Annotated in this window: 12 protein-coding genes; 9 read left to right on the top strand and 3 right to left on the bottom strand. The window is 37.7% G+C overall.

From position 1 onward, the window contains the following. Positions 1 to 83: 83 nt before the first annotated feature. The 5 genes from SM124_RS10450 (at position 84) to SM124_RS10430 (ending at position 4080) form a co-directional block, all read left to right on the top strand. Positions 84 to 1088, top strand: coding sequence for a FecCD family ABC transporter permease (locus SM124_RS10450; protein WP_322446468.1), 1005 nt, complete (start codon positions 84 to 86; stop codon positions 1086 to 1088). Continuing rightward, the gene (locus SM124_RS10445) at positions 1085 to 2137 is read left to right on the top strand and encodes a FecCD family ABC transporter permease (protein WP_322446467.1); all 1053 of its coding nucleotides are present in this window, start codon (positions 1085 to 1087) and stop codon (positions 2135 to 2137) included. The genes SM124_RS10450 and SM124_RS10445 overlap by 4 nt, the downstream gene beginning before the upstream one ends. An 85-nt stretch (positions 2138 to 2222) precedes the next feature. Then, positions 2223 to 3044, top strand: a complete 822-nt coding sequence (locus SM124_RS10440) for an ABC transporter ATP-binding protein (RefSeq protein ID WP_322446466.1) — start codon at positions 2223 to 2225, stop codon at positions 3042 to 3044. Continuing rightward, the gene (locus tag SM124_RS10435; protein ID WP_322446465.1) at positions 3037 to 3807 is read left to right on the top strand and encodes an IucA/IucC family C-terminal-domain containing protein; all 771 of its coding nucleotides are present in this window, start codon (positions 3037 to 3039) and stop codon (positions 3805 to 3807) included. Before SM124_RS10440 ends, SM124_RS10435 begins: the two co-directional genes overlap by 8 nt. A gap of 24 nt (positions 3808 to 3831) precedes the next feature. Next, positions 3832 to 4080 carry a YusU family protein gene (locus tag SM124_RS10430; RefSeq protein ID WP_322446464.1) on the top strand — a complete coding sequence of 83 codons (249 nt, stop codon included), beginning with the start codon at positions 3832 to 3834 and terminating at the stop codon, positions 4078 to 4080. Between the two features lie 96 nt (positions 4081 to 4176). Here SM124_RS10430 and SM124_RS10425 read toward each other — a convergent pair whose 3' ends face one another. Both SM124_RS10425 and SM124_RS10420 read right to left on the bottom strand, forming a co-directional pair. Next, positions 4177 to 4548, bottom strand: a complete 372-nt coding sequence (locus SM124_RS10425; protein ID WP_322446463.1) for a spore coat protein — start codon at positions 4546 to 4548, stop codon at positions 4177 to 4179. A gap of 16 nt (positions 4549 to 4564) precedes the next feature. Then, a complete protein-coding gene (locus SM124_RS10420) occupies positions 4565 to 4843 on the bottom strand; it encodes a hypothetical protein (protein WP_322446462.1) in 279 nt (92 codons plus the stop codon). 275 nt (positions 4844 to 5118) lie between these two features. Between SM124_RS10420 and SM124_RS10415 the strand changes: the two genes are divergently transcribed. Further along, positions 5119 to 6036, top strand: a complete 918-nt coding sequence (locus tag SM124_RS10415) for a proline dehydrogenase family protein (RefSeq protein WP_322446461.1) — start codon at positions 5119 to 5121, stop codon at positions 6034 to 6036. A 423-nt stretch (positions 6037 to 6459) separates the two neighbouring features. On the opposite strand, the gene SM124_RS10410 is transcribed toward SM124_RS10415, so the two are convergent. Further along, entirely contained in the window at positions 6460 to 6591 is a 132-nt protein-coding gene (locus SM124_RS10410) for a YuzL family protein (protein ID WP_322446460.1), read from the bottom strand. 262 nt (positions 6592 to 6853) lie between these two features. Between SM124_RS10410 and SM124_RS10405 the strand changes: the two genes are divergently transcribed. The 3 genes from SM124_RS10405 to SM124_RS10395 all read left to right on the top strand — a co-directional run bounded on the left by SM124_RS10405 (position 6854) and on the right by SM124_RS10395 (position 12402). Beyond that, entirely contained in the window at positions 6854 to 9235 is a 2382-nt protein-coding gene (locus SM124_RS10405) for a 3-hydroxyacyl-CoA dehydrogenase/enoyl-CoA hydratase family protein (RefSeq protein ID WP_322446528.1), read from the top strand. Between the two features lie 116 nt (positions 9236 to 9351). After that, the gene (locus tag SM124_RS10400; protein ID WP_322446459.1) at positions 9352 to 10527 is read left to right on the top strand and encodes an acetyl-CoA C-acetyltransferase; all 1176 of its coding nucleotides are present in this window, start codon (positions 9352 to 9354) and stop codon (positions 10525 to 10527) included. 90 nt (positions 10528 to 10617) lie between these two features. Further along, positions 10618 to 12402: an acyl-CoA dehydrogenase FadE gene (locus SM124_RS10395; protein ID WP_322446458.1), complete on the top strand. Its 1785-nt coding sequence runs from the start codon at positions 10618 to 10620 to the stop codon at positions 12400 to 12402. Positions 12403 to 12501: the final 99 nt, after the last annotated feature.

Here is a 12501-nt window from a genome sequence, read left to right as displayed (position 1 = left end):
TGGTAGTAGAACTTTAAGATTTAGACGTTAAGGAAATCAGATGAAATACTTGTTAAATATTATGAAGTTGGAAGGATTTTTGTATGTTATTGAAGACAGATAGCCAACGATTTCTAGGCCTCTTTGTATCTATATTATTATTAATCTTTTTAATAGGCGCGAGCATTGTGTATGGGTATACAGATACAACTTGGAAAATGGCGTGGGATGCATTTCAAAGTAACAATGGATCGAATGAACATCTCGTTCTTGAAACGGTCCGCTTACCTAGAGCGTTAATTGCTGCAGCAGTGGGGAGTAGTTTGGCCATCGCTGGAACATTGATGCAAACACTTACAAAAAACCCGTTAGCTTCACCAGGGATTTTCGGTGTCAATGCAGGAGCCGGTTTTGCAGTCGTTATTTCAGTTTCTCTATTTCAAATATCGAATTTACAAGCATTTGCTTGGATTGCCTTTTTAGGAGCAGCAGTGGCTGCAATAGGTGTTTATGTCATTGGTTCCCTTGGTAGAGAAGGATTAACTCCTATGAAATTAACATTGGCTGGAGCAGCCATGTCAGCCATGTTTGCTTCCTTTACACAAGGTTTTCTCGTTATTAACGAAGCAGCATTAGACCAAGTATTATTTTGGTTAGCAGGTTCTGTCCAAGGAAGAAAGCTTGAGATATTGATATCAGTGCTTCCTTATTTAATAGTAGGTTGGATAGGTTCTATTTTAATTGCTTCCAAGATGAATGTGCTCTCAATGGGAGAAGACGTGGCAAAAGGATTAGGGTTGAATACTGGCTTTTTAAAAATTGCTGTTGCACTTTTTGTTATTCTCTTATCTGGTGGAGCTGTTGCGATAGCAGGTCCAATTGGATTTATTGGGATTGTTATTCCGCATATTACTCGTTCTATAGTAGGGATTGATCATCGTTGGGTTATCCCTTACGCAGGTATCTTGGGAGGAATCCTTTTGTTAGCAGCAGATATCATGGCCCGTTACATTATTATGCCTCAGGAAGTACCTGTTGGTGTAATGACAGCCATTATTGGAACTCCATTCTTTATTTATATAGCGAGAAAGGGGTTTAACGGACGATGAGCCATTATAAAAGTTTTCGAATGTATAAAGATAAAGTCTCTTTTCTTATAGATAAAAGGGCTATAAAGGTTTTTGTCCTTTTACTTGTCATCTCGGCTGCCGTGTTTGTCTTAAGCACTGGTTTAGGAGAGATGAAGATAAGCCCACTTACTGTTTTGTCTGTGTTTTTTGGCGGAGGAACAGAAATGGAGCAGCTTGTCGTTAAATCGTTTCGACTCCCTAGAATCATTGTGGCATTAATGGTGGGGATGGGGCTTGCAGTTGCTGGAGGAATCTTGCAAGGGATTATACGTAATCCATTAGCATCACCGGATATTCTTGGAATGACGGGGGGAGCTTCTGTAGCGGTTGTAGCCTTTTTAGCCTTTAACGGTACGTTTACTGCGGAACCTCTAAGTATTAGCTGGTTACCTTTATCAGCCTTTATGGGGGCAGGATTCATAGCATTACTTGTTTATTTTTTAGCATGGAAGAATGGGGTTTCTCCTATAAGGCTTGTCTTAATAGGAATTGGAATCTCAGCGCTTATGCAAGCATTAACGACTATGATGTTAATGCTAGCTCCCATTTATAAAGCGAGCCAAGCCAACATATGGATAACAGGTACCGTTCATGGCTCAACTTGGGCAAATGTGGGCATTGCCGTTCCTTGGATTGTTATTCTTATTATAGTAGCAATCATAATGGCTCGTAAGTTAAATGTTCAAGAACTAGGTGACGAAATCGCAACAGGTGTTGGCGGCAGAGTACAACGTCAAAGATTTATACTTTTGATGATCAGCACGGCTCTTGTTGGTTGTTCCGTAGCTTTTGCTGGGGGGATTGGGTTTGTAGGATTAATGGCGCCTCATATGGCAAGAAGACTAGTCGGTTCTGCCTTTGGAGCATTACTTCCAGTGTCAGCTCTTATTGGAGCTATCCTTGTAATGGTCGCAGATTTGATTGGAAGAACACTATTCTCACCTCTAGAAATTCCAGCTGGTGTTTTTACAGCAGGCATAGGTGCACCTTATTTTATCTATTTATTATTTAAGACACGAAATTCATGAGTTTGTTTTATTATAGATAGCTTTCAAGAAATTATTAGGAAAGCTTTACCCAAGAAAGTCTAAACCCTTAAAAGGAGCGGATAAAATGGCACAGGCTATTGAAACAAAGAGTCTAACTTTGTCTTACGGAGATTCTATTATTATCAATGAGCTAGATGTGAAAATCCCTAAAGGTGAAATTACTGTTTTTATCGGAGGGAATGGCTGCGGGAAATCCACCCTTCTTCGCTCGATTGCTCGTTTATTAAAACCTAAGTCTGGGGCAGTATTGTTAGAAGGAAAGGCCATTGCAAAAATGTCTACAAAAGATGTGGCAAAGCAAATGGCGATCCTTCCTCAATCTCCTATTGCACCTGAAGGATTAACGGTTATGCAGCTGGTTAAGCAAGGAAGATACCCTTATCAAAATTGGTTTAAACAATGGACGCAAGAAGATGAGGAAAAAGTAAATGCAGCTTTAAAGGCTACCGGAATTGAAGACTTGAAAGAGCGTCCTGTTGATTCCCTTTCAGGTGGTCAAAGGCAGAGGGCATGGATTGCTATGACTTTAGCCCAAGACACCGACCTAGTTCTACTTGATGAACCTACCACTTATTTAGATATGACACATCAAATTGAGATACTAGATCTTTTATTTGAACTTAATGAAAAAGAAAACCGAACGATTGTTATGGTCCTTCATGATTTAAACTTAGCTTGTCGCTATGCTCACAACATTGTAGCCATAAAGGATAAGCAAATTTTTGCACAAGGAAAACCAGAGCATGTTATCAACTGTAATCTAGTTAAAAATGTATTTGGTATGGATTGTGAAGTAACGATTGATCCGCTATTTGGAACTCCTTTATGTATTCCATATGGAAAAGGGAGATGCATTTTAAAAGAGGTTGGAGTAGCCAATGGGTAATCAACTTTTAAAAAATGAAATTGAAGAGCTGAGTAATTATCGATTTATCTCCGAACATGAACAATCGAATTTGCCATTATCTATAAGATTAGATCAGTTATTGGATAATGATACTCTATTCACTTTTATTCAGGACGTTACCAAACATATTGGATCTCCTAATGTGAAAGTAACAGCATCCATGTTTTCGAAAAGGTATGCTTTTCTTACAGCTATTTACTTATATTCAATGACGGCATTTAATAAAAGGTTCAATACTTCTCTTGAAAAAATTTATCTTCAAACTAATGATGAAGATAAAATTTGGTTACCTACTTTTTATTTTTCCGATTTAACGGTGGAGTTATCAGGTCAAGATAGGGAAGAATGGAGAAGGGAAGGCATTCAATCCTTTTTTAGCAATGTCATTTCTCCAGTTATTAGCGAAATAACCAAAGTGACAAAACAATCAAAATTAATTTTATGGGAAAACATCGCCATATATATTTTTTGGTTATATGAAACTGTTCTTGCTGAGCACGAAAATGAAGATGTAAGAAAACGAGCGAAGGAAGACTTACATTTTCTAGTTCAAGAGGCACCAGGTTCTCTCTTTGGAAAGTTTCATGAAAACCCAATTAAAAGACATTATCATGAGAAAAGATATGTTGAGCATTTGGATGAAGTCGTACGTGTAAGAACAACCTGCTGTTTCTTTTATCAAATTACAGAGACATCTGAGCGTTGTAAAATTTGTCCTCAGACATGTAATCGGAAGAAATAAAGAGTTACAAAAGGGGGTGTTACTTTGTCTACATTTCAAGAGCAGTTTGATGCGCTCCTTAACAAGTATACGGAACTACTGGTTGGAGAGGCAGATCAAGAATTAGTTGAAAAAATTAAGGTTTGGGCACTATATACGTATATCAGTAAGTCGATGCCACCACTAGTGAAACATTGGAATGAGTTGCACCCGGATGGAAAAGAAGAGATGATGAAAATTATAGGTGAGATTAAGCAACTAAATGATCAACATCGACAACAAAAACAAAGTTAATAAAAGCCGTTTCTACACTATAGTAGGAGCGGCTTTTTGTAAGGCTGTTTTCAAATAATTGATAGAGGTATATTGAGAAAAATAGATACATTATGCTTACTGCAAGTTATTTAAACTGTATGGAAATTGTGTAGAGTAGCCTTGGAATTGCTGGTAGGATTGTTGTAATTTTTGTTGTTCTGCTGGCTCAATACTATACCAACCATTTTTGAACATTAAATCATAAAAGTTTCTTTGTGCATTTTGTGTTTCATTAAAAATATTCAATACATCCTGATACAGTGATTGATGGCTAGCCTCATTGAGGTATGTACAATAAGCATCTGTCATGTATTTTTCCATTGCTAGTAGGTCATTTGTAAAATCACGATCATTCATTTGTGGATTTTTTGCAATAGGTGATTCAGGATTTTGAATTTTTTGCTGCCCTTGGCTTTGACCCTGGTTTGGCATTTGATTCTGGTTCATCTGTATCAGTCCTTTCTTATTGTTGCATGAATGGTTGGTTTTGTTGGTCTAAATGGGAAAGGATTTGCTCGTAATGTCTTTGGTGCATTTGACCGCACTTTTCGAATTCACTTTTTAAATTCATATCTTGGCAGTGTTGTGCATAGAAGTGTGCCTTTTTCATAGCTAGCAAGTTCCATGAAAGCATGTCTGTTAAGTAAATGGAGTCTTTTGTTGATATTACTTTCGGTGGCTGAGACATGATATTTTGCTGGTTCGCCATATTTTGGTTCATGTTCATATTTTGTTGCTGCATTTTACCCCTCCTAAATATTGGTGTAGTCGGAATTAGCCTTCCACGACGAGAAGGGAAGTATTCGAGCAAAACACGACAAATATCGATAATTTTCACTTAAATCTATATTCAAAATTATCGAAAGATGTTAAAATTATTTTGGCAATTTAATAGACACTCATAACCATTTTGCAGTGATATTTTGATAGAAAGATAAGTGATATCATTGCATCATACACGTTATTTTTTATATAGATACGGATCAATCATTTAGTCATACTAGGGGGAAAAACAACATGGAACAATTGATGAGAGATTTCTTTCTCTTTTTATCAAAAAATAAAGCGCTAACAAAACTAGCTAAAAAGTATGGCCTTCGTTTTGGAGCATCTCGCTTTGTAGCTGGAGAAACAATCGATTTAGCAGTTAAAGTAATTAAAGACTTAAATCGTAAAGGTTTAGCTGTTACAATCGATTATTTAGGTGAGTTTGTTGATAACGAGCATGAAGCCAATGAAATGGCTGATAACTCCATCATTGCTATTGAAGCAATCGGACGCGAAAAACTTAATTCTCAGCTTTCGTTAAAAATGACATCTATGGGATTAGATATTTCTGATGAAGTTGTTATGAGAAACATGCGCAGAATTCTAGAAGCTGCGAAAAAGAATAATGTTTTTGTTACGATTGATATGGAGGATTTCTCTCGTTGCCAAAAATCGATTGATATCTTTAAACAACTAAGATCGGAATATGATAATGTTGGAACGGTAATCCAAGCTTACCTATACCGTACGGAACAAGATATGAAAGATTTAAATGAGTATCATCCAAACCTTCGTTTAGTAAAAGGTGCATATAAGGAATCTCCTGAAGTGGCTTTTCCGGAAAAGAAAGATGTGGATGAAAACTTCAAGAAGATTATCGCAATGCACATGTTAAACGGAAACTACACGGCTGTTGCTTCACATGACGAAGCAATGATCGAATATACTAAACAATTCGTAAAAGAAAATAACATTCCAAACGACCAATTCGAATTCCAAATGTTATACGGAATCCGTACGGAAAGACAGTTAGAGCTAGTAAAAGAAGGCTACAAAATGCGTGTTTATGTACCTTATGGAACAGACTGGTACGGATACTTCATGCGCCGTCTAGCTGAACGTCCGGCTAACGTTGCGTTTGTTTTAAAAGGTATGTTTAAGAAGTAAGAAAGGAGTGTAGCAACAAGTCTGGACTAAAAAGTTGCGTTTCGCGGATATAATGAAATAAACGCGGATATATTGATATTTTCGCGGATAAAGTCAAAAAAGCGCGGATATATTTGGATTATCGCGGATAAATCAAAAATTCCGCGGATATATAGATTTTCGTGGCCAAAACTGTCATACAAAACACAAGTAAAACAGAAAGCACCCCCAAAAAAGGGTGCTTTCTTCATTAGATAAGTAAGTATAAGTTTTCTAAAGTTAGAGTACTGTCTAGCTCCAGCGCCCAGCGACTAGTGTACTTCGCTCCTCTCCCTACGATAAGTCAACATCGAATCGCTCACGCTCTTCGTGTTTCCTTTATCTCAGTCGAGGCGCTCCAGTCCATACGTCGCTAACCGTGACGCTTCCGCTTTTCTAATCTATTTACCTTTTATATTGGTTATTCTGGCTGTTTCTTTTTCCGCCGCCATCTCTTTCAACTGTTGGACCAGCATCTCCTTGTACGCTTGCAGCACTAACACCAGCTTTTGAAGGATTTTTCTTCATTTTACCCATTACATTCACCTCCTAACAATACTCATGAATAAGGTGCCCAATTGGAACTAAATCATGAGCTAGGACTCAAATCCAAATTCAAAGTATAAATCACTAGTTCAAAAATAATTTTCAAAAAATTTTCATTAATCCGCTTCTATATATTGCGTAAATTTTTAAAATATTTTATATTAATAATAACAAGACTCATTCAGAGCAAATATTTTTTTGACAAAAAAATGAATGAGGGTTCATTCAAAATGTCAAGGGGGAGAAAAAGTTGATCCAACAAATTAAAAAAGCAGCTGTACTAGGTTCGGGTGTAATGGGCTCTGGAATTGCAGCTCACTTAGCAAATATCGGAATACCAACATTATTGCTGGATATCGTACCTCGTGAATTAACAGAAGTTGAAAAAGGAAAAGGGCTTACCCTTGAAGATAAACAGGTTCGTAATCGTATTAGCTCAGAGGCAGTACAAAAATTATTAAAACAAAAACCAGCTCCACTTACTTCGAAAAAGAATTTGGCACTTATTGAAGCTGGAAACTTTGATGATGATATGGAGCGTTTAAAAGACGTAGATTGGATTATTGAAGTAGTAGTTGAAAATTTGGCAATTAAACAACAAGTTTTCTCTAAAGTTGACCAATACCGTAAACCAGGAAGTATCGTAAGTTCTAATACATCTGGAATTTCTGTAGAGGCAATGGCGGAAGGACGTTCTGAAGATTTCCAAAAGCATTTCTTAGGAACACACTTCTTTAACCCACCACGTTACTTAAAATTATTAGAAGTAATTCCAACGAAACATACATCTCCTGAAGTGTTCGCATTTATGAAGCAATTTGGAGAAGATGTACTTGGTAAAGGTGTCGTTGAAGCGAAAGATACACCAAACTTCATTGCTAACAGAATCGGGACATATGGTTTGTTAGTAACGGTTCGCGAAATGTTAAAAGGCGAGTATAGCGTTGGAGAAGTTGACTCTATTACTGGACCACTAATTGGAAGACCGAAATCAGCTACGTTCAGAACATTAGATGTAGTTGGACTAGATACATTCGCACACGTTGCAAAAAATGTGTATGACCAAGTAGATGGGGCAGAAAAAGAAGTATTCGAAGTACCTGCATTCATGCAAGAAATGTTAAACAAAGGCTGGTTAGGAAGTAAGTCAGGTCAAGGATTCTTCCTCAAAAAAGGAAAAGAGATTTTAGAACTAGACCCAGCTACATTAGAATATGGTCCACGCAAGAAATTAAAAACAGCTTCAACTGAATTAAGCAAGCAAGAAAAAGGCTTAGCAAACAAAATGAAAGCGCTTGTTTATGCAAATGACCGTGCGGGCCAACTATTATGGAGTATTTTTAGCCCAGTTTTAGTGTATTCTGCCGACCTACTAGGAACGATTGCTGATGATATCGTAGCGATTGACCGTGCTATGAAATGGGGCTTCGGTTGGGAGCAAGGACCTTTTGAAGCATGGGATTCTCTTGGCTTAGAAAAATCAGTTCAGAAGATGGAAGAGGACGGATTAACGGTTCCAGCGTGGATTAAAGAAATGTTAGGAAATGGTTTCACTACTTTCTATAAAGAAGAGGAAGGTAACCTATTCTTTTATCAAAATGGTGAATATAAATTAGTAGAAGAAAATTCTAAAGTAATTAACCTTAAAAAGCTGAAAAAGCAAAAAGGTGTTATTAAGAAAAATAGTGGTGCTAGTTTAATAGACCTTGGAGACGGAGTAGCATTACTAGAATTCCACTCTCATAGCAATGCGATCGGTCTAGACATCCTTCAAATGATTAACTTTGCAGTAGATGAAGTTGAAAAGAACTTTAAAGGCCTCGTGATCGGGAACCAAGGTAAGAACTTCTGTGTTGGAGCTAACCTTGGAATGATCTTAATGGAAGCTCAAGACGATAATATCTATGAATTAGATATGGTTGTTCGCCACTTCCAACAAGCGATGATGAAAATTAAATACAGCTCTAAACCAGTTGTTGCAGCACCATTCGGCATGACACTAGGTGGCGGTGCAGAGGTATGTTTACCGGCTGCTCATATCCAAGCTTCAATGGAAACTTATATGGGTCTAGTTGAAGTAGGTGTTGGCTTAATCCCTGGTGGAGGCGGTAATAAAGAATTATACATTAAGCACTTAGACAGCTTACCAAATGGAGTACAATTCGATCTTCAAAACGTAGCGAATAAAGTGTTCGAATCCGTTGCAATGGCGAAAGTATCCACTTCTGGTGATGAAGCTCGTGATAATAACTTCTTAAATAAAGCAGACGGTGTGAGCGTGAATGGTGATCACCAATTATATGATGCAAAACAAGCTGTATTATCTCTATTTGAAAAAGGCTATAAGCCGCCGGTACGTAAGAAAATCCCTGTTGTCGGTGAAACAGGTTACGCAACTCTATTATTAGGTGCACAAACAATGCTTTACTCTGGTTACATTTCTGAGCATGACTTGAAAATTGCTAAAAAGCTAGCATATGTCATTGCGGGAGGAAAGGTACCGTTTGGAACAGAAGTTGACGAACAATACTTACTAGACCTAGAAAGAGAAGCATTCTTAAGTTTAGTTGCAGAACCAAAAACACAACAACGTATGCAACACATGCTATTAAAAGGAAAACCACTTAGAAACTAATATAAATCAATACATGGTAGCTCTTTTCTAATACTTTAATAGAGTGTTATACACTAATCCTTAAAAGTTACGAAAAGAGCCTATTCTCTAACATACAAGGAAAGAGAGGGAACAAGATGAGAGAAGCGGTAATAGTAGCAGGAGCGCGTACCCCTGTTGGTAAATCAAAAAAAGGATCACTTGCAAATGTGCGTCCCGATGATTTAGGGGCTTTAGTTGTAAAAGAAACATTAAAAAGAGCGGGTAATTATGAGGGAAATATCGATGATTTAATCATTGGTTGTGCGATGCCAGAAGCAGAGCAAGGATTAAATATGGCTAGAAACATCGGAGCGTTAGCTGGATTACCAGATTCAGTACCTGCCATTACAATCAACCGTTATTGTTCTTCAGGTTTACAATCAATCGCTTATGCAGCTGAGAAAATTATGATTGGTCATTCTGATACCATCATCGCTGGTGGAGCAGAATCTATGAGCTTAGTACCGATGATGGGCCATGTGGTTCGTCCTAACGCTAAGCTAGCTGAAACTGCACCACAATATTATATGGGTATGGGTCATACCGCGGAAGAAGTGGCGAAAAAGTACGGAATTTCACGTGAAGACCAAGATGCATTTGCAGTACGAAGCCATCTAAAAGCAGCAAGAGCAATCCAAGAAGGTAAATTTGTTGATGAGATCGTTCCTGTTGATGTCACTCTACGTTCAGTAGGAAAAGACAACAAATTAGTAGAAAGATCATTCCAATTTAGTCAAGATGAAGGTGTTCGTGCTGGTTCTACAGTTGAAACTCTAGGAAAACTTCGTCCAGCATTCTCGGTAACTGGAACTGTAACAGCTGGTAACTCTTCACAAACAAGTGATGGAGCAGCAGCTGTTATGGTAATGGACCGTGAAAAAGCTGACTCTTTAGGATTACAGCCAATGGCAAAATTCAGATCATTCGCAGTTGGTGGAGTCCCACCTGAAATCATGGGAATCGGTCCAGTAGTAGCGATTCCAAAAGCATTAAAAATGGCTGGCCTAGAACTTTCTGATATCGGATTATTTGAACTAAATGAGGCATTTGCTTCTCAATCAATCCAAGTAATTCGTGAATTAGGTATCGACGAAGAAAAGGTAAACGTGAACGGTGGAGCTATTGCTTTAGGTCATCCACTTGGATGTACAGGAGCAAAACTTACTCTAACACTTTTACACGAAATGAAGCGTCGTAATCAGCAGTTCGGTGTCGTTACAATGTGTATCGGTGGCGGTATGGGTGCTGCTGGAGTATTCGAATTACTATAAAACTTAGTTCTCTACGATGAATTGCCTTAATAAAATAACTAGGGAGGGCTTGTACGGCTCTCCCAACCAATAGACTGGAGGAATATGAAAATGTCAAACCAAACTGAAAACCTAATTAAAGGTGGAAGCTTTTTAATTGAAGATGTTTCTTATGACCGCGTGTTTACACCGGAAGATTATACAGATGAGCAAAAAATGATTGCTAAAACAACAGAAGACTATGTAACAAACGAAGTTCTTCCACAAGTAGAACATTTAGAAAACCATGAGTTTGATCGCTCAGTAAAGCTTTTAAAGCAAGCTGGTGAACTAGGTCTTTTAGGTGCAGATGTTCCTGAAGAATACGGCGGACTTTCTTTAGATAAAATCAGTTCAGCTCTTATCGCTGAAAAAATGGCTCGTGCAGGTGGATTCTCTATCTCTCACGGTGCACACGTTGGTATCGGTTCTTTACCAATCGTATTATTCGGAAACGAAGAGCAAAAACAAAAATATTTACCTGCTTTAGCTACAGGTGAAAAATTAGCTGCTTATGCTTTAACTGAGCCAGGTTCTGGTTCTGATGCTTTAGGTGCTAGAACTACAGCTAAATTAAATGCTGAAGGAACTCACTACGTATTAAACGGTGAAAAGCAATGGATCACTAATGCTGGTTTCGCTGATGTATTCGTAGTATATGCAAAAATCGATGGGGAACACTTCTCAGCTTTCATCGTTGAAAGAGAATTCTCTGGAGTGTCAGTAGGTCCAGAAGAGAAAAAAATGGGTATTAAGAGCTCATCAACTCGTACATTAATTTTAGAAGATGCATTAGTGCCAAAAGAAAACCTATTAGGTGAATATGGTAAAGGTCATATTATTGCATTCAATATCTTAAATATTGGCCGTTACAAATTAGGAGTAGGAGCAGTTGGTGGATCAAAAGCTGCATTTGAAATTACAGCTAAATATACAAACCAACGTCAACAATTCAAAACGCCTCTTTCTGGATTTAACTTAACGAAAGAAAAGCTTTCTACTATGGCTTCAAAAATCTATGCTGCTGAAAGCTCTGTATACCGTACAGTTGGTCTTTTTGAAGAGCGTATGAGCAAATTATCGGATGAAGAAGTAAAAGACGGTAAAGCGGTTGCAGCATCTATTGCTGAGTATGCAATTGAGTGCTCATTAAATAAATTCTTTGCTACTGAAGTACTTGATTATGTGGCTGACGAAGGCGTTCAGTTACATGGTGGTTATGGTTTCATGACTGAATATGAAATCGAGAGAGTATACCGTGATTCTCGTATCAACAGAATCTTCGAAGGAACAAACGAAATTAACCGTTTATTAGTTCCAGGAACTTACCTACGTAAAGCATTCAAAGGCGAGCTTCCACTATTCCAAAAAGCGATGGCTTTACAAGAAGAATTAATGATGTTAATGCCTGAAGAGCCAGGTGAAGAGCCTTTAGCACAAGAAAAGTATTTAGTGAAAAATGCGAAGAAAATCGGATTACTAGCAGCAGGTCTTGCAGCGCAAAAATTCGGTAAAGCATTAGAGAAAGAGCAAGAAATCCTTGTGAACATAGCTGACATCGTGTCTAACGCGTATGCAATGGAATCAGCGGTTCTTCGTACTGAAAAAGCTATCGCTAAAGACGGTCTTGAAAAGAGCAAGCAAAAGCTACTGTACACTCAAATTTTCTGTCAAGAAGCTTTTAATGAAATCGAACAACATGCTAAAGAAACACTTGTTGGAACAGAGACTGGAGATACTCTTCGTATGATGATTTCTGCTCTACGTAAATTTACTCGTCATACACCAATCAATGTAATTGCTAAAAAACGTGAAGCTTCAGAGAAATTAATTGAAGCTGAGCGCTTTGTACTATAAGAATGTGTTAGAAGCTCCCTTTATAGGGGGCTTTAAACATTTAATCTCCTATAAAAAATTAAAAAATATTTTTGTTCATGAAGGAATTTTGCAAAAAAA

The organism is Robertmurraya mangrovi, assembly GCF_034427655.1.
GTDB lineage: Bacteria > Bacillota > Bacilli > Bacillales > Cytobacillaceae > Robertmurraya_A > Robertmurraya_A mangrovi.
The sequence above is the reverse complement of the archived record's forward strand: the minus strand, read 5'-3'. Positions and strand labels throughout refer to the sequence as shown.

Excerpts from the sequence above, each read along its gene's own strand:
- SM124_RS10410 (WP_322446460.1), bottom strand. The coding sequence starts at position 6,591 with ATGGGTAAAATGAAGAAAAATCCTTCAAAAGCTGGTGTTAGTGCTGCA.
- SM124_RS10445 (WP_322446467.1), top strand. The coding sequence starts at position 1,085 with ATGAGCCATTATAAAAGTTTTCGAATGTATAAAGATAAAGTCTCTTTT.
- SM124_RS10415 (WP_322446461.1), top strand. The coding sequence starts at position 5,119 with ATGGAACAATTGATGAGAGATTTCTTTCTCTTTTTATCAAAAAATAAA.
- SM124_RS10395 (WP_322446458.1), top strand. The coding sequence starts at position 10,618 with ATGTCAAACCAAACTGAAAACCTAATTAAAGGTGGAAGCTTTTTAATT.
- SM124_RS10400 (WP_322446459.1), top strand. The coding sequence starts at position 9,352 with ATGAGAGAAGCGGTAATAGTAGCAGGAGCGCGTACCCCTGTTGGTAAA.
- SM124_RS10420 (WP_322446462.1), bottom strand. The coding sequence starts at position 4,843 with ATGCAGCAACAAAATATGAACATGAACCAAAATATGGCGAACCAGCAA.
- SM124_RS10440 (WP_322446466.1), top strand. The coding sequence starts at position 2,223 with ATGGCACAGGCTATTGAAACAAAGAGTCTAACTTTGTCTTACGGAGAT.
- SM124_RS10435 (WP_322446465.1), top strand. The coding sequence starts at position 3,037 with ATGGGTAATCAACTTTTAAAAAATGAAATTGAAGAGCTGAGTAATTAT.
- SM124_RS10450 (WP_322446468.1), top strand. The coding sequence starts at position 84 with ATGTTATTGAAGACAGATAGCCAACGATTTCTAGGCCTCTTTGTATCT.
- SM124_RS10425 (WP_322446463.1), bottom strand. The coding sequence starts at position 4,548 with ATGAACCAGAATCAAATGCCAAACCAGGGTCAAAGCCAAGGGCAGCAA.